The sequence below is a fragment of the Flavobacterium pasteuri genome, assembly GCF_048286615.1.
In the GTDB taxonomy this organism is placed as follows: domain Bacteria; phylum Bacteroidota; class Bacteroidia; order Flavobacteriales; family Flavobacteriaceae; genus Flavobacterium.
Genome location: NZ_JBLVPN010000005.1, coordinates 132,136 through 158,510 on the forward strand (window position 1 = coordinate 132,136; position 26,375 = coordinate 158,510).

Below are 26,375 nucleotides of genomic sequence, written 5' to 3' on the forward strand. Positions count from 1 at the left end.
ATTCTGTTTATAGTTTTTTAAATTCAATATTTTTGGCAAGCAAAAAATCCATTACACTTAATACATTGTTGCTTTCGGCTACTGTTTTTGATTTTGAGTCCGCATCACAAAATTCCAAGAACAGCTCTATTTGGTCTGGTTTTAATTTTAAAGTTTCGATATAAAACTTTTGATCACAGCTGCTTTTTGCCAATTGTTTGAATTCAATTTTCGGTTTATTTTTCAGAGCTTTCTCTTTTTCCTTTATGAACAACTTTAAAATCATGTCGGCCACCCGGAAGAAATCCACTCCGTTTTCTATGGTTCCATTGTAAACGCCCGTTTTTAAGCTTCTTGCAGACTTTTCTACGGCTAGTTTGTCAAGTTTTCCTTGTTCGTATGCTTTATCTGAACTTAATTTTATAGCTGGGATTTTCGTAATTACTACTTCTTCTAATTGTTCCGCTTTTAGGATTAGCAAAATGATGAGGTTGTTTTTGCTGATGGTTTTTTCATCCAAAACCAATTTTTTGATATCATGGTTTTTCGAAATAAAAATGAGTTCGTCACCCGCTTTTGCCAAAATAGAAAATTCCCCCGATGCATTAGTAACGGTGATTTTTTTAGAACTAAAATTAGCAACTTCAACTTTTTCCACTGGAAATTGTTCGTGTAAAACTTTTCCGTGAATTAATTTTTCGGTTTGTGAGAAACCAGATTGAAGTATAAAAAACAGTAAGAAAACAAAAAAGTAGTTTTTAATCATTCGTAATATTTTGATTACAAACATATTCAAATCATTCGGTTAAAATGAAAACAGAATAATAAATTCATGTTAATCAAAAACTAAAGTTCTCTTAATTAAAGTTTTGTAGTACAATGACTTTTGTCTAAACGGCATTTGCCACAATAAACCCGCTCGTCCATGCATTCTGAAAATTGAATCCGCCTGTAATGGCATCAATATTGACGATTTCACCAGCAAAATAAAGATTCTCATGTAATTTGCTTTCCATTGTTTTGAAGTTAATTTCTTTTAAATCAATTCCGCCGGCAGTTACAAATTCTTCCTTAAACGTACTTTTTCCGTTGACGTGGAAAGTCCCGTTCGTCAATTGGATGGCTAGATTTTGCAATTGTATTTTAGATAAATCGGCCCATTTTGTCTCCATTTCAATTCCGGAAGCAAGCACTAAACTTTCCCATAATCGATTGGTTAATTCGAATGGGGATTTCTTGGAAACTGATTTTTTAGCGTGTTCTTGTTTTAAATCTTTTAGCTTTTTCTCGACATCGGCAGTATCTTCATCATTCAACCAATTAACGAAAATGGTGAACTGATAATTTTTGTCATGCAAGATGCGGGCACCCCAAGCCGAGAGTTTCAATATTGCGGGTCCGCTCATTCCCCAATGGGTAATTAACAACGGTCCTGTTGAAATAAGTTTGGTGTCTTTTACTTTTACGGTAACTTGTGCCGCAACTCCGGGCAATTCTTTTATTCTGGAATCTTTGATGTTGAAAGTGAATAGGGAAGGAACGGGGCTGACAACTGCGTGACCAAAATTCTGTAACATTTCCCAGACTTTAGGATTGCTCCCTGTGGCTAAAATTAGCTTTTCGGCAAGATAATTTTCAGTTTGGGTTTCAATTTTCCAAAAATTTTCTCCCGAAACTTCGGGATTGAAAATAGATTGTACACTTTGTCCCGTAAGCACTGCAATTCCTAGTTTTTGTGTCGCTTTCAGGAAACAATCAATAATCGTTTGAGACGAATTCGAAACAGGAAACATGCGTCCGTCCGCTTCGATTTTGAGTTCCACGCCATGCTTCTCAAACCATTCAATGGTATCGCCAGAACAAAACTGATGAAAAGGACCGCGTAATTCTTTTTCGCCACGCGGATAAAACTTTACCAATTCATTTGGTTCAAAACAAGCGTGCGTTACGTTGCATCTTCCGCCACCGGAAATTCTAACTTTTTGCAATACTTCAGCTCCGCGTTCCAGAATTGCAACTTTTAATTTTGGATTTTTCTCCACAATATTAATCGCTGTAAAAAAACCTGCTGCGCCGCCGCCTACTATTATTATATCAAAATTCTGATTCATTTTTTAACCATTAAGAGAGTTAAGATTTTTAAGTTTAATCATCAGCAAGCCGAGAAAAATATTCGTTAATTAAAGGTTTGCATGATTTTGTTATATTGAGAGTGTTAAAATTGATGAGTAGCCCTTGTGGAATACTTAATAGTTTCATGTAAGTTAGTAGTTTAGCTTCATCAATTGGGTGAAATTTTTCAACCGTTTTCAACTCAACAATAATACAATCATTTACTAATAAATCTAGTCTTAATGGATTGGCAAGTTCTAAATCATAGTAATCTATTGCGACACTAAATTGTTGCTTCACATTGTACCCATTTTTTTCTAACTCATATTTCAAGCATTCTTCATAAATTTTTTCTAATAGACCGGGTCCTAGTTTTTTATGAACTTTTATTGCGTAACCAATAATTCCATAGGATAATTGTGTTATCTCTTTTTTTGTCATAAACTGAATTATTTACCTTGTTACTTAATTGACTTAAATCACTTAATGGTTTCCAAATAGAATCTTATTTGGAAAAGGGATTATGTTATATCTAATTTTATTTTATAAACCATTAAGAAAGTTGAGATTTTTAAGTTTAATGCATGGCTAGAAAAATATTATTTATAAAATTTTATATGATTTAGGGACTGCTATATTGGTAAGTGTTTTTTAGGGATATTTAATGATTCCATAAGACAATGGAGTAGCCTCTTTTTTGTCATAAACAAACTATATATTCCATTACTTAACTGACTTAATTCTCTTAATGGTGAAATTATTCTGGGTCATATTCTATTTGGGAAATCAGTGATGATTCCGTTTACGTTGAATGTTTTTATTTTTTGAATGTCTTCTAATTCATTGATGGTCCAAGGGAAAACCTGCAATCCTTTTTCCTGTAATTTTACCGTGTTTTCTTTTGTCAACAAATGAAAATGCGGATGAATGGATTTTGCCTGAATGAATTTGGCGAAAGCCAAAGCCAAGTCTAAATCGGTTTCCGTTAAAACGCCAATTGGAATTTTATCATTCAAAAACGCCACTTGTTGCAGCGCATTCCAATCAAAACTGGAAACTAAAAAGCGGTCATATTTCCATCCTTTTTTAGTGACGTATTTTTCAATAAGAGTAACTACTTTATCGGTTGACTCATAACTTTTGAGCTCAATATTGATAAAACTATCTTGGTTTACCAAATCAAAAACCTCCTTCAGCGTTGGAATTTCGTATTTCCCATCTATTCGAAAAGCCTTCAATTCACGCAAAGATAATGCATTTACTAATCCTTTTCCATTGGTCGTTCGGTCAATAGATTCGTCATGAATAACCATTATTTCGCCATCACCACTCAAATGCACGTCAAGTTCAATGCCGTCCACTTGCATGTCTAATGCTTTTTGGAACGAAATAAAGGTATTCTCGGGTTCATGTCCTTTTGCACCACGATGTCCAATTTTGAGCATTTTCTTTTATTTTTTGGTAAAGGTAAACATAAAAAAAACGCCTTCATTTCTAAAGGCGTTTGGATGAAATTATTTTTCAAATTATTTTTTCAATTCCAATAAAACAATATCAAATTCAGTATTGATTGTCACTTTTCCATTCACAACAAGTACTTCTTTTCCGGAATACGAATCTTTTAATGATGTGCCGTTTGCGAAAATTGAATCTACAGCAAGTTCTTTTGTACCAATTACCAAATCCAATCCAACAACTACTTTATCTGTAAAATCTCCTTTAGAGAAAGTTCTGCTAAAAACATACGGTTGACCCGTAATTTGTTTGTGGATTCCTGCTCCAATCGAAGGATGATTTCTTCTAAATTGACCTAATTTTTGCCAATGCAAGAGTGTTTTTTGAGTTTCAGGATTTGATTTGATAGCTTCCCAATTCATAAACGAACGCAAGGTAGCATCGCCTTTTGTTCCTTCGATCACTAAAGAACGAGCGCTTTCATCACCATAATATACTTGAGAAAGTCCAGGACTCAGTAATAATTTTGTTCCGCTTTCTATAGTTTTGGTACGATTTGCATCAAATGGTCCGCCGTCATCGTGTGAAGACAAATAGTTCAAAACACTATATCCTTTTAAGTCATTGTTTAACTTATCAGAATATTTGGAAAATATAAATTCATAGTCTTTTTGCGCATCCCATTTGAACTCAAAATTGATCATATTGTTGAAACCATTTTTAAAATAGTTTATTTTTTTATCTCCAAAATCAAAATCTTGTCCGCCGCTGATACCATAATTGTAAACTTCAGCAATGGTGTAAAAAGTATTATTGTCTAAAACTTTTGTAGGATTGTTTTTCTTCCAAGTTGCAAAAGCATAATCACATTGGGTCTTGAAATCAGCCCAAACCGTTTCATCGGTATGTTTTACCGTGTCGCCACGATAACCGTCAATTCCGTAATCCGTAATATAATCCGTCAACCATTTGATGATGTAGTATTTTGGTGCTCTTGGATATCCCGTACGAGCAAAAAAAGCATCAAGTTCTTTCATTTCTTGTTCGTAACGTCCTTCTTTTTTCCATTTTTCGATTAAAAAAGGAGGTAACGGTACCGCTTGATTGTTTTCTGTTTTTATATCCGGAAGATTAGAAACCAGCGTACACGCAGTTGTGTTTTCAAACGATTTGTAATCGCAATTGGGTCCTGTTCGCACCCAGTCATTTGGCCAAACCATATCTTCTGGAGTTACGGGTCCGGTATGATTGATTACGCCATCAAGAATGATTCGGATTCCGTGTGCGTGTGCTTTTTGAACTAATGCAGCCAAATCTTCTTTTGTTCCAAAGTTAGGATCTAAGTTCGTCCAGTCTCTCGCCCAATAGCCATGAAAGCCATAACTCAAACCGGTTCCTTCGTCAACACCATCGTGAATTTGCTCCACTATTGGTGTAAACCAAATGGCATTGATTCCTAATTTATCAAAATAACCTTCGTCAATTTTTTGAGAAATTCCTTTGATATCGCCACCTTCAAAACCACGAAGTTTTCCCGTTGTTTTGGTTCTGTTGAAGTTTATATCATTTGAAGTGTCGCCATTATTAAAACGGTCTGTCATCAGGAAATAAACATTCGCCCCTTCCCAAACGAAAGGTGTCTTGTTACTCTCAGCAACTGTTTGTGTACAGGAACAACTGCTTAAAATTGTCATGGTTAATAGTAAAAGTGGGATTGAATATTTTTTCATTTTTTTAGTATTAAATGATTATTTTTTTTGAAACATATAAGGAATTATCAAATCGCTTAAATGCTTTACAAGGTTCAAATTACTTTAGTTCTAAAATCAAAACTGACTTAGGTTCTATAATAATTTCGTTTGTAATGTCAAATGTAAGTTCAGAAATTACATCTTTTCCTGTTTTAAAGTCTTTGATGTTTTCTTTGAAACGATGTGTATTGACAGTTTTGGTCTCATTACTATTGTTCATTAAAACCATCACCGTTTCATCTTTGTTGTATCTAAAATAAACGTAGATATTATTCTCCGGAATGTAATGTGTCATTTTTCCAAAATGAACCGCCGCTTTTGTTTTTCTCCAATTGAATAATTTAGACGTAAAATTAAAATAATCACTTTGTCCCGGAGTTCTTCCTTCTTTGATGAAAGCATTGTTTTGATCGCCTTCCCAACCGCCAGGAAAATCTTGACGAATATCAGCATCGCCTTTATTTTTATCACCGGCCATACCTATTTCACTTCCATAATACAATTGAGGAATTCCACGAACGGTAGCCATCAAAGTCATTGCCATCTTGTATTTTCTGATGTCGTTTCCGTAGGTTTGATTGAAACGATTCGTGTCGTGATTTTCGACAAAAATTAACATATTGTTGATGTTTGGATACAGAAAATCATTTGTAAAATTATCATACATTTTCACCACTCCTTTGTCCCAAGTTCCTTCGTCTTCACTGAACGCTTTGCTGGTTGCCTCATATAATGTAAAATCCATTACACTTGGTAAATACGAGTTGTAATTTTGTATTTCAGCAATTTTACTGTCTTTTTGCCAATACGCCATTTGCGCTTGACTTTGCATCCAAACTTCCCCTACAATATTAAAATTTGGGTATTCATCGGTGATGGATTTTGTCCATTTTGCAATTCCTTTTGGGTCTGAATAATTATAAGTATCTACTCTAAATCCATCCAAATCGGCATATTCAATCCACCAAATCGCATTTTGAATCAGGTATTTTAACGTTAAAGGATTTGTCAAATTTAAATCGGGCATGGATGGAACAAACCAACCGTCTATCGCGATTTTTTTATCAAATTTTGAAGCATTAGTGTCGTGGATAACCGTTCTTTTATGATTGGTTTGCGTGTAGGTTTCAAATTGATTGATCCATTCTTTCGTAGGTAAGTCTTTCATCATCCAGTGTTCAATTCCCCAGTGATTCGTCACATAATCCATCACCAGTTTCATGTCTCTTTTGTGCATTTCGGCAGCTAATCGAACATAATCAGCATTGCTGCCGTAACGGGGGTCTATTTTATACACATCGGATTGACCATATGTGTGATACGAAAAAGCAGCGTCATTATCTTCACAAAGAGGCGTACTCCAAATGGTCGTTGCGCCCAGTTCTGCTACATAATCTAAGTTTTTTATGATGCCTTCGATATCGCCACCGTGTCTCCCACCCGGTAATTCTCTATTGTGTTTTTCTTGGGTAGCATTTTCACTGTCGTTGTTTCTGTTTCCATTGGCAAAGCGATCAGGCATCAATAAATACATCATATCCGAAGAATCAAAGCTTTTGCGTTGTGCTGAATTTTCTTTTCTTTGGCGCAAGCTGTATTTTTGTGTAAATGTTTCTTTATTGTTGTTTTTAAAAGTAAAAGCAAAATCAGAAGCTGCTACTTTTTTAGTGTCAATGGTAACAAAAATGTAGTTGGAGTTTTCCGTTCTTTTAACGTTAGTTATTTTTATGCCATTTGAAACCGTGACTTGGTATTGAGAAATGTCTTTACCATAAAAAAGAATTTGCAGTTCTGGATTTTGCATTCCTGCGTACCAAAAAGGCGGTTCCATTTTGTCGATTTGAGCGTTTAAAGTTAAAGACATAAAAAAAAGGAATAAGGTTATTTTTTTTAGAAAGCTCCTATTTATGAACGGAAACGAACCTGTTTTATGCATTGTGAAATATATTTTATTGACATTTAGATTTTTCGCTCACTTAAAATAAAGTCTTTTACTTTAAAATAGCCAGCCGATTTTATAATAATTAGAATCCTCAAATTTGAATTAAGAACAGTTATCAATTAAACAATCCCAATGTTATTGGGATTGTTAGTAAGCCTAGTGTGGCTCGGGATCAAATGTTAGAATTAACTACAAGTTCTAGCAATTGTTTATTCTACCGTAACTAAATTGTCAGTCTTAACGACTAGTGGCTGGCCATTTACTATGATTTTCAGTTCTTTGTTACCATCAATTGAAAAAGTTGTTTCCTTATGATTGATTGCTACTTTCAAAATTTGATTTCTGAAATTAATTTTAAACGAGTAGGCTTCCCATTCTTTTGGAATTTTTGGAGAAAAATGAAGCGTATCTTCTTTAATTCTCATTCCGCCAAATCCTTCTACGATACTCATCCAAGTTCCTGCCATTGAAGTAATATGACAGCCTTCTTCCACTTCTTTATTGTAATCATCTAAATCCAGACGTGAAGTTCTCAAATAGAACGTGTACGCCATATCCATTTTGTCTAATAAAGCCGCTTGAATTGAGTGTACGCAAGGCGAAAGTGAACTTTCATGAACGGTAAATGATTCGTAAAACTCAAAATTATTTTTCAGTTCTTCTTTCGAAAAATGATCTTCAAAGAAATAGAAACACTGTAAAACATCGGCTTGTTTGATGTACGGCGAACGTAAAATTCGGTCCCAAGACCATTTTTGATTGATTGGTCTTTGGTTTTTGTCCAAATCAGCTACGCGAACTAATTCTTTGTCCAAGAAACCGTCTTGCTGCAAGTAAACATTATGTTCTTCCGAAAAAGGGAAGTACATATTATCCGAAACTTTTTTCCAAGATTGTAATTCAGAATCCGATATTTTTACTTTTTCCGTAATTCTTTTGTGATCTGAAGGATATTCCAGAGACACTTTTTGAATTTGTTGGTACGTATATTCTAAACACCATTTTGCAATATAATTCGTATAGAAATTATTGTTTACGTTGTTTTCATATTCGTTTGGACCAGTAACTCCAAGAATTACATATTGGTTTAAATTAGTTGAGAAATTGGCTCTTTGATGCCAGAAACGTGCAATTCCTATTAATACTTCCAGTCCTTTTTCAGGAATGTAACTGTAATCGCCAGTGTATCTGTAAAAGTTGTAAATGGCAAATGCGATGGCGCCATTTCTATGAATTTCTTCAAAGGTAATTTCCCATTCGTTATGACATTCTTCACCGTTCATGGTTACCATTGGATACAAAGCAGCACCGTTAGTAAACCCTAATTTTGTAGCATTTTCTATGGCTTTGTCCAATTGATTGTAGCGGTACGTCAATAAATTTCGTGCTACTTCTTGGTCTTTGGTCGCCATGTAAAACGGAATGCAATACGCCTCGGTATCCCAATAAGTCGATCCGCCGTATTTTTCTCCCGTGAAACCTTTTGGTCCAATGTTCAAACGAGAATCTTTTCCTAAATAGGTTTGGTTCAACTGAAAAATATTGAAACGAATTCCTTGTTGTGCTTTTACATCGCCATCAATAGTAATATCTGACATCTCCCAAATTTTTGCCCAAGCATCAATCTGGTCCTGCAACATTTTCTCGTATCCTAACGCTAATGCGGATTGAATCACTTTCTCCGCAGCAGTAACGGTGTTTTCGTGGTTTAAAGAAACCGTGTAACCACCAATTTTTTGGATAGATGATTTTTGGCCTTGAGCCACAATTACATCATAACTAAATTGAATTTTATCGGAAGTTGCATCAATATTAGAAGGAGAAATAGCTGTTTTTTCACCATTAGACAAAATGCTATTTTGCATGAAAGTGGTTACTTTGAAATGTGTTTTGAACGTTTGTGCCGTTACAAAAGCTTCATTTACAGATTTTTTCACCTCAAGTGGTTCCCAGAATTTTTCTTCCCAGTTGGCATCTTCATTGGTTACACCTGCATCAATATAAGGTTTGTACACTATTTTTGAATCTTTGTTCAAAGGTGTGATTTCGTAATTAATAACCCCAACTTCATCCAGAACAATAGAAAGAAAACGACGAATAGTAACTGCTATTTGAGTTCCGTTTTTCAATGTGGCTTCAAAAGAGCGATTGTACCAACCTTCTTTCATGTTCAACTCACGACGAAAATTTTTGACTTCGGTACAGGTATTCAAATCCAGTTTTTCTCCGTTGATTTCGATGTCGATTCCTATCCAATTGGGAGCATTTAAAACTTTTGCAAAATATTCCGGATAACCGTTTTTCCACCAGCCCACTTTAGTTTTGTCCGGGTAATATATTCCTGCGATGTAACTTCCCTGGAATGTTTCTCCAGTATAATTTTCTTCAAAATTAGCACGTTGTCCCATTGCACCGTTCCCAATGCTGAACAAACTTTCAGATGATTTTACGCTCTCTACATCAAATCCTTCTTCTATGATTGACCAATTATCTGGTTTTATATAATCTTGATTCATTCTTTCCTTGTTGTTTAAAGTTTGAAAAATGTATGGTTTAAAGGTTCGATTTTATGGTTTTACCACAGTTTATGGAACCTCTTGTTTTTTATTCTATCTTTTTATTAAGTCTTCTATGAAGTTAGTATCAATTGCTGTGAAATCTTTAAAGATGTATTTTGCTTCATGCAAAATACCAGCTTCACCGATTCCTATACTGGTCATGTTTCCAATATTGGCTGCTTGAACTCCCGCCACTGAATCTTCAAAAACAAAAGCATCTTCCGGTTTTGTTTCTAATAATTTAGCAGCAATCAGGAAAACTTCAGGATCAGGTTTGGCATTAATAACATCATTTCCATCTACAATAACATCAAAATAAGATAATATTCCTGTTTTCTCTAGAATAGGTCTGGCATTTTTACTGGCAGAACCCAATGCTATCGGTTGATTTTTTTCTTTTAGAAATTTTAAAATGGGATATACTCCAGGAAGAATCTCGCTTTCGTCCATATCAACTAAATAGGATAAATAATCCTCATTTTTTTGAAGTAACCATCTGTCTTTATCTTCTTGTGAAGCTTCCACTTTTCCTAATTCTAATATAATATCTAAAGAGCGTACGCGGCTGACTCCTTTTAATAATTCATTATGTTCCAGTGTGAATTCAATATTTAGTTCGTTTGCGATTTTTTGCCACGCTAAATAATGGTATTTTGCTGTGTCAACAATTACTCCGTCCAGGTCAAATATGAATGCTTTTCTATTATTCATGAATTTCAATTTTTGTTCTGTTGTTTACTCTAAGGGTTAGTAAACCGGCAAATATCATCGATACTCCGCCAATTAATAATGCGTAAATAGGTTCGTTTTGGAAAAATTGTTTGACAATAAAACCTAAGATTGTTGCGGCAACAATTTGAGGAATAACTACAAAAAAGTTGAAAACTCCCATGTAATAACCCATTTTTGCAGCGGGTAAAACACCTGATAACATTGCGTAAGGCATTGATAAAATACTTGCCCATGCGATACCAACTCCTAACATTGGAATTAATAATAAATATTTGTCTCCAATAAAATAAATAGAAAGTAATCCTATACCTCCAGAGCACAATGCCAATAAATGTGTGGATCGAACACCTACTTTTTTTGCTATTACAGGCAATAGAAAAGCAACTGCAGCGGCTACTCCGTTATAAACTGTGAAAAGAACTGATACCCAGTCAGCAGCATCATTATACACTTTTGAAGTTGTATCAGTTGTTCCAAAAATATGTTGTGTAACGGCTTGAGTAGTGTAAATCCACATAGAGAAAAGTGCAAACCAAGAAAAGAATTGAACCCAAGCCAATTTTTTCATTGTAGTGGGCATGTTCAATAAATCGGTCATGATGATTGTGAAACCATTTTTTATTTGGACAACTCTAAGTCTGGAGGTTATTATGAATAAAATTCCAATCACAATTAAGCCTACAAATAAAATATAGAGCTCTTTAGTAAGTCCGTTTTCGTAAATAAAAAAAGAAATAATACTTCCTAACAAAGTCATTATAAGCCCTAAATTGAGTTGTCTTTTGATATTCGCTTTAGTCTCCAACTCAGTTTCAATTGGAGCTACTTCTTTAGTGTCTTTATCTTTTTGTTCAAAAGCTTCTAATTCTGCGGGAGAATATTCAGTAGATTTAAAAACAGTCCACAACACAGCCATTAGAAAAACAACTCCTCCTATATAGAAGGACCATTTTACAGAGTCTGGGATGATTCCTTCAGCTGCGGTATTGCTTACGCCAAAAACATTTGTGAAAATGTAAGGAAGTAAGGAGCCAACAACGGCGCCCAATCCAATAAAAAAACTTTGCATAGCAAATCCTAAAGTACGCTGTTTTTCGGGTAAATTATCCCCTACAAAGGCACGGAAAGGTTCCATTGAAATGTTTATTGAGGCATCCATCATCCATAATGTTCCTGCGGCAATCCACAAGGTAGGTGAATTGGGCATTATGAACAAAGCTATCGATGATAAGATTGCACCTATCAGAAAATAAGGTCTGCGTCTGCCTAATCTGGTCCAAGTTCTATCGCTAAAATAACCAATTATGGGTTGGATAACTAAACCTGTTACAGGAGCAGCAATCCATAAAATAGGGATTTCATCAACTTTTGCACCTAATGTTTCAAAAATTCTTGAAGTGTTTGCGTTTTGCAGTGCAAAACCAAATTGTATTCCTAGAAAACCGAAACTCATATTCCAAATTTGCCAGAAACTTAATTTACGCTTTTCCATTATCGTAATTTAAAAATTAATACGATAAGCGCTATGCTTATCAAAACTTATCTTATTTTCGAAGTAAAAGTTGAAGCTTTGAACGGGTAAATATAAAAATATATTTCAAACTTTTGTTTTTTAGAAAGAAATAAAAAGAAATATTTTCAACTACAAGGTTGTAGTAATGAACAAACTAACAAATAAAAATTAATTAGTTGATTCTCTTTCTATCAAATGGGTTTCAATTACTTCAGTTTTATAGTTTTCGTCCTCTTCATCTTCTTCAGATTCGAGTCTTTCAATTAGCATTTTTGCGGCTTTATTTCCCATTTTTATTCCACTTTGACTTACAGTAGTAATAGTAGGTGTAGAATATTTAGAAATTATACCATCTGTAAAGGCAATAACAGCTAAATCATTAGGGACATTCAGTCCTATTTTATTAGCTGTTTTGATTATAGTAACTGCAAAAAGTTCATTTACTGCAAAAACAGCATCAATTGCTTTGTCTTCCAATAATTTTCCAATGGTTATTTCGCAGGTGTCGATATCTTCAATTTTGATGATTAGATTTTCATTGAAAGGGATATCATTATCCAGAAGAGCTTTAATATAGCCGTCAGTACGGAGTTTGCCAACGCTCACGTAATCTACTGTTGTTACTAATGCAATTTTTTTTCGTCCTTTATCAATTAAACTTTGAACTGCTTCATAAGCTGCATATTTATCGTCTATTATTACTTTGTCACAAAGGATATCATTGGTAACTCTATCAAACATTACAACGGGCATTCCTTGATTGATGACTTCTGTGATATGATGAAAATCACCCCTGAATTGGGTTTCTTTTGAAAGTGACATTATGAAGCCGTCAATGCTGCCATTAGCGAGCATTTCCATGTTGAGTACTTCTTTATCAAATGAATCGTCTGACAGGCAGATGATAACACTATATCCATTTTCATTTGCAACTTGTTCTATTCCGTTAATAACTGTTGAAAAGAAATGGTGGACAATTTCGGGAATAATAATTCCAATAGTTTTTGTTTTTCTGTTTTTTAGACTTAGCGCAATATTGTTAGGTTTGTAATGGTAAAATTTAGCAAATGCCTGAACTTTAAGTCTGGTTTCTTCCCCTATTTCGGGACTGTTTCTAAGCGATTTTGAAACGGTTGAAATGGATACGTCAAGCTCTTTTGCAATTTGTTTAAGGGTGACTTTTCTTTTCATGATAATAGTGTTGTAATATTCAATTCGTAATAAATGTAAGATTTTTTTTTATTTATTGCAATTTTATCAGTAAATGTCAATATAAAATACAAAGTTTTCAACACTATCACGTTTTCGTAGGTGAAATAAAATGGGGCCTTGTTGGACGTGATAAAATTTACATAAATTTAACATTCGAAGTAATAGTTAAGGTTGAAAACTCAACAAAAAATTAAATTAATTTAAACAAAAAGTATGAAAACAATTTATAAAAAGTTGTTAATTTTATTACTGCTACTCCCTTTTAGTATTCTGGCTCAGAATACTATTAGTGGAACTGTTCTTGATAAAGTCTCAGGACAGCCTATTCCTGGGGTAAATGTAAATGTACAAGGTGCCGCTAATGGTGTTTCTTCTGATTTTGAGGGTAAATATCAGTTATCTAACGTTAAGAAAGGCGATAAAATCGTATTTTCTTATATAGGGTATAAAAATACTGTTGTGGATTATGTTGCCCAAAAATCATTGAACGTTTCTTTAGAAGAAGATGCAAATCAATTAAAAGAAGTTGTAATCCAAGTAGGTTACGGTACAGTTAAGAAAAAAGATGCTACAGGAGCTGTAACGGTATTGACAACTAAAGATTTTAATAAAGGACCTGTTACTTCCGCTGATCAAATGATCCAAGGTAAAGTTGCCGGTTTGCAAATCATCAATGGAGGTGGTTCTCCAGGAGAAGGTGCTACAATTAGAATTAGAAGTGGATCTTCATTATCTGCTAACAACGATCCATTATATGTAATTGATGGTGTGCCAGTCGCGGCTGGTGGAGTAGAAGGAAGTAGAAATCCATTGTCTACAATCAATCAAAATAACATTGAATCTATTTCAGTATTGAAAGACGCTTCGGCAACTGCAATTTATGGTTCTCGTGCTTCAAACGGGGTAATTATTATTACTACCAAAAAAGGAAAAAAGGGTGACTTGCAAATCAATTATAATTCTAATTTACAAGTCTCTGAAATCACTAAAAAAGTAGATGCTTTAAGTTCTGCTCAATTTAGAGATTTTATTACAGCTAACGGTACTGTGGCTCAGCAAAAACTTGTTGGTGCTGCGAATACAGATTGGCAGAATGAAATTTATAGAACAGCTGTTGGTACGGATCATAATATTGCTTTAAGCGGTGGAACTGATAACGTAGTGTATAGAGCCTCTGTAGGTTATGCTAATTTGAATGGTATTTTGAAAAAAGATAATATGGAAAGAACCACTCTTGGAACAAATGTTACAGGGAATTTCTTAGATAACCATTTGAAAATTGAATTAAATAATAATACCTCTATTATCAATAGTAATTATAGTAATCGTGATGCTATTGGAGCTGCAATTCGTTTTGACCCAACACAAGCTATAAGAAATGTAGACGGAACTTATTTTCAATGGTATACTGCTGATGGAAAATTAAACCAATTAGCAGGAGTTAATCCAGTTTCAATGATTGATCAAATTAGTAAAACTGGAACTGCTTATAGAAGTATAGGTAATATACAAACGGAATATAAAATGCACTTCTTACCGGAATTAAAAGCGGTAGCTAATTTTGGTTACGATCAACTAAGCGGGAAATATAATGAAGTAACTGCAGCTGATTTTCGTAATGCTCTTGATGGATCAGGATTTAATAATACTTCAGTTAAAGATCAGTCAAGATTCAATAAATTAATGGATTTGTTCTTAAATTTTAATAAAAAAGTAGAATCTATTGATACTCAGTTTGATGTTACTGGTGGGTATTCATATCAAGATTTTAGAGAATTGTATTCTTCTTCAAATTTTGTTTTTCAAAGTAATAATACGACTGCAGATCCAAGTTCCCCATCTCGTGTAAATTTGCAATCCTTTTTCGCTAGAACTAACATCACTATTGCTGATAAATACTTATTGACTTTGTCTTACAGACGCGATGGTACATCTAGATTTACAGAATCTAACCGTTGGGCAAATTTTCCTGCAGTTGCTGTAGCTTGGAAATTAAATGAAGAAAGTTTCTTGAAAGATGTTGCTAGTATTTCTAGTTTAAAACTTAGAGGAGGTTGGGGTATCACAGGACAACAGAACATTGGGGTAACTTATCCTTCTATTCCTTTATATCAAGCATCCAATACCGCTGCTCAATATCAGTTCGGAAATACATTTTATACGACTTACAGACCACAGCCATACAACAGCAATTTGAAATGGGAACAAACAACCACTATTAATGCCGGTCTTGATTATGGATTGTTTAATAATAGAATTGTTGGTACTGTAGATTTATATAAAAGAACAACTAAGGATTTATTGTTATACACTCAAAATCCTTCTTTCTTTGGATTCTCTAATTATGACAATTATAACGTAGGAACTATAGATAATAAAGGAATTGAACTTTCAGCTGAAGTTATTCCAGTTCGTACTGATGATTTAGAATGGAGAATTGGTGGAAACGTTACTTTTCAAGATTCTAAAATCACAAAATTAACAACTACGCAACCTAATACACCGGGTCTTAATGTAGGAGGATATGAAGGTGCTACTGGAAATACAATTCAAAATCATCAAGTAGGTTACGCTCCAAGTTCGTTTTATGTGTATGAGCAGGCATACGGAGTTGATGGGAAACCACTTGATGGAATTTATATTGACAGAAACAAAGATGGAATCATTACGGAACAAGATAAATACCGTTTCCATAAACCAGCTGCTGATGTTTTTTACGGTTTTAATACAAGCGTAACCTACAAAAACTTTGATTTTGGAATGAGTTGGAGAGGGTCTTGGGGTAATTTTAATTACAATAATGTTGATTCTAGCAAGGGCTCTTATAATAATGTATTAATAAGAGAGACGGATTTATCAAATGGTGTTGCTAATTTATTAGAAACAGGATTTACTTCAAATGATACTAAAAGATTCGAATCTGATTATTATATTCAGGATGCAGCTTTTGTTAGATTAGATAATGTTAGCGTAGGATATACTTTTAATCAAAAGCCAAATTCTAATTCATTAGTTAAATTAACATTAGCGGCTCAAAATGTTTTGTTGATCACTAATTACAGCGGATTAGATCCGGAAATTTCTGGAGGCATAGATGGTAATTTGTATCCAAGGCCAATTACTTTCACGTTAGGTTTAAACGTTAATTTCTAATACAAATAACAAGAAAAATGAAAAAGACACAAATAAAATTATTGGGTATTTCTTTGTTACTGTTGGTGATGTTGTTCCCATCATGTACAGATGATTTGAACCAAGCTCCTGAAAGTACAAACTTAATTCCGGGAGATGAATTTTTTAGTACGCCGGAATCTTATAAGCAAAATCTAGCCAAATTATATGCAGGATTTGCTACCTCAGGGCAAACTGCGGCTGGTTCTCCAGATATTTCCGGAATAGATGAAGGAGAAAGCCAATACATTAGAGGATATTGGTTGTTACAGGAATTAACTACTGATGAAGCAGTAATTGCTTGGAATGATGGAACTATAAAAGACCTACACTCTCAAACGTGGACATCTTTGGATCGTTTTGTAACGGCTGTTTTTGCACGTTACTCTTTTCAAATTGTAAACTGTAATGAGTTTTTACGTCAAACTACGGATGAGAAATTAGCTGCAAGAGGAGTAGATGCTACTTTGAAAGCAGAAATTGCTACTTACAGAGCTGAAGCGCGTTTCTTAAGGGCAATGACGTACTGGCATTTAATTGACACTTTTGGTGGCGGTTCTTTAGTAACTGAAGATTCTCCAAGCACTTTCTTTTACCCAGAATATGCTACAAGAGCGGAGTTATACAAATTTGTTGACGAGGAGTTAACAGCAATTACTCCATTAATGAAAGCTCCAAAATCTAATGAAGCGTATCGTGTGGATCAAGCTGCTGCTTGGATGTTGCAAGCTAAATTGTACATGAATGCAAAAGTATACACAGGCACTGATCATTATGCTGACGCTGTTTCATTACTTACAAAAATTACAGGTTCAAGCTACAAATTGCACACAAATTACAATCAATTGTTTTTTGCAGATAATGATAAAAATGGTTCTCAAAACGAGTTTATTTTTGCAATAGCTTTTGATGGTCTTCATACACAAACGTATGGTGGAACTACTTTCTTAACGCACGCTCCAGTTGGAGGTAGCATGAATGCAGCTTCATTTGGTATCAATGGTGGTTGGGGAGGTATTAGAACCACTGCTGCTTTTGTTGATAAATTTGCTGCAAACACTACAGATACACGTGGACAATTCTACACTGATGGTCAAACCAAAGAAATTAAAAACATTGGTAATTTCACAGATGGATATGCAGTTCAAAAATTTAGAAATGTTGATGTGAATGGTAAACAAGGTTCAGATAAAGCAGGTAACTTCTCAGACTCTGATTTCCCTATTTTCCGTTTAGCTGACGCTTATTTAATGTATGCGGAATGTGCTGTAAGAGGCGCTGGTGGAAGCTTGGCAACAGCAACTACTTACGTAAATGCTTTAAGAACAAGAGCGAAAGGTGCTGCAGTAAATCAAGGAGATTTAAACATAGATTTTATTCTTGATGAAAGAGCAAGAGAATTACACTGGGAAGGACACAGAAGAACGGATTTAATTCGTTTCGGAAAATTCTCTGGAGGTAGTTATTTATGGCCTTGGAAAGGAAATGTTGCTGGAGGATCTCCAACACAATCTTACAGAGATTTATTCCCAATTCCTGCAACGGCATTATCATCAAATAGTAAATTACAACAAAACTCTGGATACTAATTAATTTAAAAAAACAATAAAAATGAAAAATATAACTAAATCAATAATTGCTTTATTTGCAGTAGTTGCTTTGTCTTGTAGCGTAGAAGATGTTCAAGACAGACCAGTTATTGAAGGGGTTGACTCCCCATTATTAACAGCTCCAACTTCAGGTGCTGCTTATGTTCTATCACCTGTAAATGCCTCTGCACAAGCAGAGCGTTTTACATGGAAATCTGCTAACTTTGGTGGTAGTGTAGAGGTTGTTTACACTGTTGAAATCGACAAAAAAGGAAATGCTTTTAAAACACCAAAAGAATTAGCAACTAGAAAATCTGAAAACCAAGCGTCAGTTTCAGTTGAAGTTATGAATGGTGCTGCATTAGCATTAAAAAGTACTCCTTTTGCTCCAGGTGAATTTGAAGTTAGAGTTAAAGCAACCGTTGGTACAATGGCTGCAATGTATTCTAATGTAATTGGAATTGTTGTTACTCCTTATACTACTGAAAATCCTAAATTATGGGTTCCTGGTGGTTATGCTAAAGCTTCTGGATATCCTAATGATTGGGATCCTGCTACATCTCCACAGCTTTCCGCTTCTGCTTATGGAAAAGTAGATTTCGAAGGTTATGTTAATTTTAATGATGCTAACGCAGAATATAAATTTACAAGTTTCCCGGAGTGGAAAGGAGAATATGCTGCAGGAGCTACTCCTGGAACATTGGCTCTTACAGGAGCTAATCTTAAAATTCCTGCTGCAGGTTATTACTTAATTGTTGCTGATACTGAAAAGTTAACTTACAAAGCTACTGCAACTGCTTGGGGAATCATTGGTGATGCAACTCCTGGAGGATGGGATGCTAGTACTCCTATGACTTACAATAAAACGACAAAATTGTGGACTGTTACCGCTGTACTTTCTCAAAAAGAAATGAAATTCAGAGCTAACAATTCTTGGGATTTAAATCTTGGTGATACGGGAGCAAATGGTACAATGGAATATGGTGGAGATAACATCAAAGTTACTTCTGCTGGAACTTACACTATTACTTTAGATTTAAGTTCACCTAGAAATTACAAGTACACGCTTACTAAGAATTAGTATTTTTTTAATTTGAAAGGGCTATCTTATGGATGGCCCTTTTTTTATAAAACCAAAAGCTATGAAAAAAATTATACTTTTAGTATCGCTATTCTTGTCAATATTGGCTTCGGCTCAACAACAAACGGTGGCAAATACGATTAGCCCTAATCCTTTTGAAGAAACCACATCGATTACCATAACTATTAGCGGAAGTTCTGTAGATGAAGCGGCTTGGGGAATTTCTGATCATTCTTTGTATCTGTGGGCTTGGTCTTATGATACGAATGATGCTAACAGTTTAGATTGTCAGACAAATGGTTCATGGACATCATCAAATGAAGCTAATAAATTAACCTACACTGCAGGTGCAGATATCTATAGAATTACATTTACTCCAAATACCTTTTACAATAGAAACGGAATTGGCAGAATAGGGTTTTTGGTAAAAGCAAAAGACGGAACCGGTGATAAAAAATCGCAAGATAATTATGTTGATGTTGGTGTCTATCAAGTCACACTAAATTCACCCGCAGAAAATAGTTCTACAATTATTTCTTCAGGTGGAAGTTTGACTATTTTAGCTTCTAATACCGGTGGAAATGCCAGTTATGTATTAAAGGCAAATGGTACAACTTTAAATGATAATGCGGCCACTTCCAGTTACTCGTATAATCACACAAATATTACAGGAAATCAAAATTACGAATTGCAGGTAACCCAAGGAACAACCGTAATTACTAAAAAATTCAGTGCTGTAGTAAATCCAAATGTGGTTAGTGAGGCAATGCCGATCGGTTTATTAGACGGAATCAATTATAATGCTGCTGATGCTACAAAAGCAACGCTGATTTTAGATGCGCCATTCAAAGATTTTGTTTACGTAGCAGGAAGTTTCAACAGCTGGCAGCCTACAGCTACTTATGCGATGAAAAAAGACCCTGTTTCGGGTAAGTTTTGGTTAGAATTAACCGGATTGACATCGGGTACAAATTACACCTATCAGTATTGGGTAGTTGATGCTACTCCCATTGCAGGAACACCTTCTTTAGTGAAAACTGCTGATCCGTATTCGACTTTAGTATTGTCACCATTTGATGATCCTTTTATTCCGGCTATTAATTATCCAAATCTTCCGATTTATCCAGTAGGTCAAGACAGAGAAGTGACAGTATTACAAACAGGAAAAACTCCTTATACTTGGAGTAGTGCCACCACAAATTTTGTTAAACCTGCAAAAGAAAAGTTAGTGGTTTATGAATTGTTGGTTCGTGATTTTGATGCCAATAGAAGCTATCAAGACTTGATTAATAAAATCGATTATTTTAAAAATTTAAAAATAAATGCAATTGAATTAATGCCTGTGATGGAATATGAAGGCAATGAAAGTTGGGGATACAATACTTCTTTTCACATGGCTTTGGATAAATTCTACGGTACTTCTGATAAGTTAAAAGAGTTTGTGGATTTATGCCATCAAAACGGAATTGCTGTAATTCTTGATGTGGCATTGAATCATGCTTTTGGAAGAAATCCAATGCTTCGTATGTGGATGAATGATCCTGATGGTGATGGTTGGGGTTCTCCTTCAACTGAAAACCCTTATTTTAATACAACGGCAATGCACAGTTATAGTGTAGGTGAAGATTTTAACCATCAACAGCCAAGAACGCAAAACTATGTGCAGCGTGTCATTAAACAATGGGTAGAAGAATATAAAATCGACGGATTTCGTTGGGATTTAACCAAAGGATTTACTCAAAATTGTCCCGCTAATGTTGCTGGTGGTCAAGAAGCTTGCACTGGTGTTAAACAACAAGATCGAGTGGATGTTTTGCGAAAATATGCTGATTATTCTTGGAGCTTAGACCCAACTCATTATACTATTTTTGAACACTTAGGGAATGATGATGAAGAGCAACTTTGGGCAAATTACAGAATTACAGGTGAGTCTGATGGAATTAGTAAAGGAATTATGATGTGGGGAATAATGACCAGTCAATACAATGAATTATCTATGGGGTATTCTGGAAATATTTCTCGTATGAATAGTACGAGCAGAGGTTTTACGACAAATAGATTGATAGGTTATGCCGAAAGTCATGATGAAGAACGACTAATGTATAAAAATTTGCAATTTGGGAATAGTGCCAATGCAGCCCATAATGTAAAAACACTAAATGTAGCTTTGTCTAGAATGTCAGCAATTGGAGCTGTCTCTTTATTGGTTCCAGGACCAAAGATGATTTGGCATTTTGGGGAACTAGGTTGGGAAAATTCTATTTTTGCCTGTAACAATGGAACGGTAAACACCTCGTCCGATGCTACTTCTGGGGATTGTAAATTAGATACCAAACAACAGCCACAATGGGTTAATAATTGGCTTGGAGATACCAATAGAAGTAAAATTTATAACGATTGGTCCAAAATGATTACGATGAAAACGGTAGAACCTGTTTTTTCAGGAACTGCAACTATGTCGAATACTAGTTCGTTGTATCCAAATATCCAAATTACCAATAGCGCTTTGGCTTCAAGCCAACTTAAAGATGTTTTGATCTTGGCTAATTTTAATGTAACCACGCAAAATGTGGCAACTGGATTTCCTTACACGGGACAGTGGTATAATTTGATGGATAATACAACAATCACGGTGACTAATGTAAATGACCCAGTAACAATTCCAGCTGGTGAATACCTAATCTATGGAAACAAAACAGCATCATTGGCAATAGCGGATTACGAAAAAACACCAACTGTTTTGTTGTATCCAAATCCGGCTTCGAGTTATTTTACTTTAAATGCTGCAACCTCTAAAGTGCAAATCTTTTCTATAACGGGACAATTGGTAAAATCGTTTGATGCAAATCAATCCGAAGGACATCAATATATTATTAGTGATTTGAATCAAGGTTTTTATATAGTAAAAGCGTATGATGAGAATAATGGAGTTCAGGTATTGAAGTTCATTAAGGAATAATACGGTTTGTTTGTTTTAAATGTTTGAAAGGCAGTCTATACCTAGACTGCCTTTTTTGTATAAAAAAACTGCTCCATAAATGGAACAGTTTTCAACAAATTACTACAACTAAAAAAAATTATATTTTACCATCTTTGATTTCGTCCACAATTTCAGGATTCAATAATGTTGAGATGTCACCAAAATTTGAATAATCTCCCTCGGCAATCTTGCGCAAAATTCTGCGCATGATTTTTCCAGAACGGGTTTTTGGTAAACCGGAAACAAACTGAATTTTATCCAGTTTTGCAATCGGTCCAATATGGTCTGATATGTGTTGGTTAATCTCTTTACTCAGATTTTCTCTGTCGCGATATTCTCCCGTTTCTTTTAGAATTACAAAACCATACAAAGCATTCCCTTTGATGTCATGAGGGAAACCTACAATGGCTGATTCCGCAACTGCAGGATGTTCATTGATCGCATCTTCAATAGGTGCAGTTCCTAGATTGTGTCCAGAAACAATTACCACATCGTCTACGCGACCCGTAATTCTATAATATCCAACTTCGTCACGCAAAGCGCCGTCTCCAGTAAAATATTTGCCAGGAAAGGTAGAGAAATACGTGTCTTTATAACGTTGGTGATCGCCCCAAATGGTTCTGGCAATCCCAGGCCAAGGGAATTTAATACATAAACTTCCAGTAACCTGATTGCCTTCAATTTCGTTGCGTTTTTCGTCCATCAAAACGGGTTGAATTCCCGGCAACGGTAGAGAAGCATACGTAGGTTTTGTAGGTGTTACAAATGCTATTGGCGAAATCATAATTCCTCCGGTTTCCGTTTGCCACCAAGTATCTACCACAGGACATTTCTTGTCTCCTACGTGGTTGTTGTACCAGTGCCAAGCTTCCTCATTGATGGGTTCTCCCACGGAGCCAATCACTTTCAAAGAAGTTAATTGGTAGCGTTGCACGTATTCGATGCTTTCTTTTGCCAAAGCTCTAATGGCTGTTGGTGCCGTGTAAAACTGGGTAACTTTATGCTTTTCGATGGTTTGCCAAAAACGACTGAAATCAGGATAGGACGGAACGCCTTCGAAAATTACAGTTGTGGCTCCATTCAATAACGGTCCGTAAAGAATATAAGAATGTCCGGTAATCCAGCCAATATCAGCGGTACACCAGAAAATATCATTGTCTTCATAATTAAAAACGTTTTTAAACGTATAGGCTGAATACACCATATAACCCGCTGTAGTGTGTACCATTCCTTTTGGTTTTCCGGTAGAACCAGAAGTATAAAGGATGAATAATGGATCTTCGGCATCCATGATTTCGGCAACGTTATTATCCGAAGCTTGGTCTAAAAGTGGCTGTAACCACTGGTCACGACCTTCTTTCATGTTGATAGTTGAGTTGATTCTTTTAGCCACTAAAACGTTCTCCACACAAGGACAATTCAATAAAGCTTCATCAACGATGCTTTTTAAATCGATGGTTTTGTTCCCGCGATAACCACCATCTGAAGTGATTACCATTTTGCATTCGCTGTCGTTGATTCTTGCTGCTACTGCCGAAGCAGAAAATCCTGCAAAAACAACCGAGTGAATGGCTCCAATTCTGGCGCAGGCCAAAGTAGTAATCGCTAATTCAGGAATCATGGGTAAGTAAATACAAACACGATCTCCTTTTTGTATGCCTTGTTCTTTTAAGACATTCGCCATTTTGCAAACACGTTCGTACAATTCATTATACGAAATATGCAAAGCTTCTTCATTTGGATCATTTGGTTCAAAAATGATAGCTGTTTTATCTCCTTTTTTGGCAAGATGCCTGTCGATACAGTTTTTTACAATGTTTACTTTTGCATTGGTGAACCATTTTATATCGGCTTCAGCCATATTAAAGTCTACAACTTTATCCCATTCTTGGTACCAAGTAAAATTTTCAGACGCGACTTTGTCCCAGAATTTTTTGGGTTCACGAACTGATTTTTTGTAATGTTTAAAGTATTCTTCTAAATTATTAATTTTATAGTAACTCATGATTATTGATAAATTTTATAAATTATAAACGCCTATTTTATACTTTTTTAATGTGGTAACGATTTCTTCGACAATGGTTTCGTCATCAATGGTTGATGGAATCTGGAATTCTGCGCCATCGGTAATGCTGCGCATCAGTTTTCGCAGGATTTTACCCGAGCGCGTTTTTGGTAATCGCTGTACAATCACTACATTTCTCAATGAAGCAACTGCCCCAATTTGCTGTCGAACCAGTTTAATGATTTCTTGTTCCAATTGATACTGTTCGATGTCATCTCCTGATTTGGTTACCACTAAAGCCAAAGGAATTTGTCCTTTCAACTCATCTTGAATTCCAATAACGGCACATTCAGCAACGGAACGGTGGGAAGCAACGACTTCTTCCATTTCAGCCGTTGACAATCGATGTCCAGCCACATTAATAACATCATCCGTTCTTCCGGTGATGAAAATATATCCATCTTCATCTTTGTAACCACCATCGCCAGACAAATAATAACCATCAAATTTGGTGAAATATCCGGCTTTGAAACGTGCTTCGTTTTCCCAAATACCCAACATATTTCCCGGGGGTAATGGCAGTTTTACAACTACCAAACCTTCTTCATTGGCTTTTAGTTCGTCACCGTTTTCATTAAAAATCCGAATGTCATATCCACAAACTGCTTTTGTTGCGGAACCGGATTTCACATGCATTTTTTCAATACCAAGAGAATTGGCAATCATTGGCCAGCCGGATTCTGTTTGCCACCAATGGTCAATTACAGGAATAGGAATGTGTTGTTGGTACCATTCCAATGTGGCATTGTCACAACGTTCTCCCGCCAAAAATTGATTTTTAAGAGCACTCAAGTCATATTGTTTAATAAATTCTCCGTTGGGATCTTCTTTTTTTATGGCTCTAATGGCTGTTGGAGCCGTAAACATAGTGCCCACTTTATGCTCCGAAATTATTCTCCAAAACGTACTCGCATCAGGAGTTTTTATTGGTTTTCCTTCAAAAATTATGGTGGTATTTCTGTTTAATAAAGGTCCGTAAAGAATATAGCTGTGACCCACTGCCCAACCCATATCTGATGCTGCCCAGAAAGTCTCATCTTCTTTGACATTATAGATGTATTTCATAGAAAATTTCAATGCTACGGCATATCCACCAGTATCTCTTACAATCCCTTTTGGTTTTCCCGTAGTGCCAGATGTGTATAAAATATACAGCGGATGATTGGAATTCACGGGGACACAAGGGGTTTCCTCGGACCCATAAACCAGTGCATCGTAATCCACATCGTACTTTTTAAACGGAATTCTCGCGCCTAATTTTCTGTTGAAAACGATTACTTTTTTTGGTCGGTGCGAAGCAAGTTCAATGGCTACATCAACCAAAGGTTTGTACGCAATTAATCGATCTATTTCAATCCCGGAAGAAGCGGTTATGATTGCTCTGGGTTTGCAATCATCGATTCTAATCGCCAATTCATGCGGTGCAAAACCTCCAAAAACAACTGAATGAATCACTCCAATTCTCGCGCAAGCCAGCATAGCAAATGCAGTTTGAGGAATCATTGGCATGTAAATTATGGCAGTATCTCCCTTTTTCAATCCTAGCGACTGCATACCTCCTGCGAGTTTTGCCACTTCGGTTTTTACTTCTGAAAAAGTGTATTTTTTTACGGTTTGTGTTACCGGAGAATCATAAATAAAGGCGGTTTGATCGCCATATCCATCTTGAATATGTTTGTCTAATGTGAGATAACAAATATTCAATTCGCCATCTTTATACCAAAGTGGATATCCATTTTCATCTTTCGACAAAATCGTTTCCGGTTTGCTATACCATTCAATTTCATCGGCCTGTGACGCCCAAAATGCTTCCGGCTGGTCAATGCTTCGGGTATAAATTTCTTCGTATTTCATGGTGTTGAATTTGTTTCTTATTGAATTAAATCCTGTACTTGTTCTACTAATTTTTTGACTGAAAAAGGTTTGACCACATATAAATTTGCACCTAATGCAAGTCCTTTTTCGATGTGTTTTTCTTTGTTTTTTGCCGATAGGAAAATGACTTTGCAATGCCGCAATCGTTCATCTTTTTTTATTTGTTCCAATGTGGCAAAACCATCAACCATGGGCATCATTACATCCAGAATAATCACATCCGGAAGTTGTACTTCTAAAATATCTAAAGCCTCTTGGCCATCGCGTGCTATAAAAACTTCAAAATTGTTCTTTTTGAAAGTATATTCCAGAGCCATTACAATATTTGGCTCGTCATCTACAATTAAAATCTTCTTCATT

Annotated in this window: 17 protein-coding genes; 4 read left to right on the forward strand and 13 right to left on the reverse strand. The window is 35.3% G+C overall.

Going from position 1 to position 26,375, the window contains the following annotated elements:
• Positions 1-7: 7 nt before the first annotated feature.
• The 10 genes from ACNQF6_RS09205 to ACNQF6_RS09250 all read right to left on the reverse strand — a co-directional run bounded on the left by ACNQF6_RS09205 (position 8) and on the right by ACNQF6_RS09250 (position 13,233).
• On the reverse strand, positions 8-745 hold the full coding sequence (locus ACNQF6_RS09205; RefSeq protein WP_282743145.1) for a hypothetical protein: 738 nt from the start codon (positions 743-745) through the stop codon (positions 8-10).
• A 124-nt stretch (positions 746-869) separates the two neighbouring features.
• Positions 870-2,090, reverse strand: coding sequence for a BaiN/RdsA family NAD(P)/FAD-dependent oxidoreductase (locus ACNQF6_RS09210; protein ID WP_417965229.1), 1,221 nt, complete (start codon positions 2,088-2,090; stop codon positions 870-872).
• Positions 2,091-2,124: 34 nt separating this feature from the next.
• Positions 2,125-2,532 (reverse strand): GxxExxY protein, encoded by a 408-nt coding sequence (locus ACNQF6_RS09215; protein WP_417965231.1) that lies wholly within the window; start codon positions 2,530-2,532, stop codon positions 2,125-2,127.
• Between the two features lie 326 nt (positions 2,533-2,858).
• The gene (locus ACNQF6_RS09220) at positions 2,859-3,536 is read right to left on the reverse strand and encodes a glycerophosphodiester phosphodiesterase (RefSeq protein ID WP_417965233.1); all 678 of its coding nucleotides are present in this window, start codon (positions 3,534-3,536) and stop codon (positions 2,859-2,861) included.
• An 81-nt stretch (positions 3,537-3,617) separates the two neighbouring features.
• Complete coding sequence (locus ACNQF6_RS09225) at positions 3,618-5,276, reverse strand: alpha-amylase family glycosyl hydrolase (RefSeq protein ID WP_417965235.1); 1,659 nt, start codon at positions 5,274-5,276, stop codon at positions 3,618-3,620.
• A gap of 79 nt (positions 5,277-5,355) precedes the next feature.
• Complete coding sequence (locus tag ACNQF6_RS09230; protein WP_417965237.1) at positions 5,356-7,161, reverse strand: glycoside hydrolase family 13 protein; 1,806 nt, start codon at positions 7,159-7,161, stop codon at positions 5,356-5,358.
• 287 nt (positions 7,162-7,448) lie between these two features.
• A complete protein-coding gene (locus ACNQF6_RS09235) occupies positions 7,449-9,755 on the reverse strand; it encodes a glycoside hydrolase family 65 protein (RefSeq protein ID WP_417965239.1) in 2,307 nt (768 codons plus the stop codon).
• 93 nt (positions 9,756-9,848) lie between these two features.
• Entirely contained in the window at positions 9,849-10,508 is a 660-nt protein-coding gene (gene pgmB / locus ACNQF6_RS09240) for a beta-phosphoglucomutase (RefSeq protein ID WP_417965241.1), read from the reverse strand.
• Positions 10,501-12,021: an MFS transporter gene (locus ACNQF6_RS09245; protein WP_417965243.1), complete on the reverse strand. Its 1,521-nt coding sequence runs from the start codon at positions 12,019-12,021 to the stop codon at positions 10,501-10,503. Before ACNQF6_RS09245 ends, pgmB begins: the two co-directional genes overlap by 8 nt.
• Positions 12,022-12,210: 189 nt before the next feature.
• The gene (locus ACNQF6_RS09250) at positions 12,211-13,233 is read right to left on the reverse strand and encodes a LacI family DNA-binding transcriptional regulator (RefSeq protein ID WP_417965245.1); all 1,023 of its coding nucleotides are present in this window, start codon (positions 13,231-13,233) and stop codon (positions 12,211-12,213) included.
• Positions 13,234-13,467: 234 nt separating this feature from the next.
• Between ACNQF6_RS09250 and ACNQF6_RS09255 the strand changes: the two genes are divergently transcribed.
• The 4 genes from ACNQF6_RS09255 to ACNQF6_RS09270 all read left to right on the forward strand — a co-directional run bounded on the left by ACNQF6_RS09255 (position 13,468) and on the right by ACNQF6_RS09270 (position 22,054).
• On the forward strand, positions 13,468-16,407 hold the full coding sequence (locus ACNQF6_RS09255; protein ID WP_417965247.1) for a SusC/RagA family TonB-linked outer membrane protein: 2,940 nt from the start codon (positions 13,468-13,470) through the stop codon (positions 16,405-16,407).
• Between the two features lie 17 nt (positions 16,408-16,424).
• On the forward strand, positions 16,425-18,014 hold the full coding sequence (locus ACNQF6_RS09260) for a RagB/SusD family nutrient uptake outer membrane protein (RefSeq protein WP_417965249.1): 1,590 nt from the start codon (positions 16,425-16,427) through the stop codon (positions 18,012-18,014).
• A gap of 22 nt (positions 18,015-18,036) precedes the next feature.
• A complete protein-coding gene (locus ACNQF6_RS09265; RefSeq protein ID WP_417965251.1) occupies positions 18,037-19,095 on the forward strand; it encodes a SusE domain-containing protein in 1,059 nt (352 codons plus the stop codon).
• 61 nt (positions 19,096-19,156) lie between these two features.
• Positions 19,157-22,054: an alpha-amylase family glycosyl hydrolase gene (locus ACNQF6_RS09270; protein WP_417965254.1), complete on the forward strand. Its 2,898-nt coding sequence runs from the start codon at positions 19,157-19,159 to the stop codon at positions 22,052-22,054.
• A 118-nt stretch (positions 22,055-22,172) separates the two neighbouring features.
• Here the strand turns inward: ACNQF6_RS09270 and acs are convergent, their stop codons facing one another.
• The 3 genes from acs to ACNQF6_RS09285 are packed head-to-tail and all read right to left on the reverse strand — an operon-like array spanning position 22,173 to position 26,374.
• On the reverse strand, positions 22,173-24,080 hold the full coding sequence (gene acs, locus ACNQF6_RS09275; RefSeq protein WP_315208577.1) for an acetate--CoA ligase: 1,908 nt from the start codon (positions 24,078-24,080) through the stop codon (positions 22,173-22,175).
• Between the two features lie 15 nt (positions 24,081-24,095).
• Positions 24,096-26,015, reverse strand: coding sequence for an acetate--CoA ligase (locus ACNQF6_RS09280; protein ID WP_417965494.1), 1,920 nt, complete (start codon positions 26,013-26,015; stop codon positions 24,096-24,098).
• On the reverse strand, positions 26,012-26,374 hold the full coding sequence (locus ACNQF6_RS09285; protein ID WP_417944961.1) for a response regulator transcription factor: 363 nt from the start codon (positions 26,372-26,374) through the stop codon (positions 26,012-26,014). Before ACNQF6_RS09285 ends, ACNQF6_RS09280 begins: the two co-directional genes overlap by 4 nt.
• Position 26,375: the final 1 nt, after the last annotated feature.

Coding starts and splice junctions, on each gene's coding strand:
- ACNQF6_RS09205 (WP_282743145.1), bottom strand. CDS start 745: ATGATTAAAAACTACTTTTTTGTTTTCTTACTGTTTTTTATACTTCAA.
- ACNQF6_RS09210 (WP_417965229.1), bottom strand. CDS start 2,090: ATGAATCAGAATTTTGATATAATAATAGTAGGCGGCGGCGCAGCAGGT.
- ACNQF6_RS09215 (WP_417965231.1), bottom strand. CDS start 2,532: ATGACAAAAAAAGAGATAACACAATTATCCTATGGAATTATTGGTTAC.
- ACNQF6_RS09220 (WP_417965233.1), bottom strand. CDS start 3,536: ATGCTCAAAATTGGACATCGTGGTGCAAAAGGACATGAACCCGAGAAT.
- ACNQF6_RS09225 (WP_417965235.1), bottom strand. CDS start 5,276: ATGAAAAAATATTCAATCCCACTTTTACTATTAACCATGACAATTTTA.
- ACNQF6_RS09230 (WP_417965237.1), bottom strand. CDS start 7,161: ATGTCTTTAACTTTAAACGCTCAAATCGACAAAATGGAACCGCCTTTT.
- ACNQF6_RS09235 (WP_417965239.1), bottom strand. CDS start 9,755: ATGAATCAAGATTATATAAAACCAGATAATTGGTCAATCATAGAAGAA.
- pgmB (WP_417965241.1), bottom strand. CDS start 10,508: ATGAATAATAGAAAAGCATTCATATTTGACCTGGACGGAGTAATTGTT.
- ACNQF6_RS09245 (WP_417965243.1), bottom strand. CDS start 12,021: ATGGAAAAGCGTAAATTAAGTTTCTGGCAAATTTGGAATATGAGTTTC.
- ACNQF6_RS09250 (WP_417965245.1), bottom strand. CDS start 13,233: ATGAAAAGAAAAGTCACCCTTAAACAAATTGCAAAAGAGCTTGACGTA.
- ACNQF6_RS09255 (WP_417965247.1), top strand. CDS start 13,468: ATGAAAACAATTTATAAAAAGTTGTTAATTTTATTACTGCTACTCCCT.
- ACNQF6_RS09260 (WP_417965249.1), top strand. CDS start 16,425: ATGAAAAAGACACAAATAAAATTATTGGGTATTTCTTTGTTACTGTTG.
- ACNQF6_RS09265 (WP_417965251.1), top strand. CDS start 18,037: ATGAAAAATATAACTAAATCAATAATTGCTTTATTTGCAGTAGTTGCT.
- ACNQF6_RS09270 (WP_417965254.1), top strand. CDS start 19,157: ATGAAAAAAATTATACTTTTAGTATCGCTATTCTTGTCAATATTGGCT.
- acs (WP_315208577.1), bottom strand. CDS start 24,080: ATGAGTTACTATAAAATTAATAATTTAGAAGAATACTTTAAACATTAC.
- ACNQF6_RS09285 (WP_417944961.1), bottom strand. CDS start 26,374: ATGAAGAAGATTTTAATTGTAGATGACGAGCCAAATATTGTAATGGCT.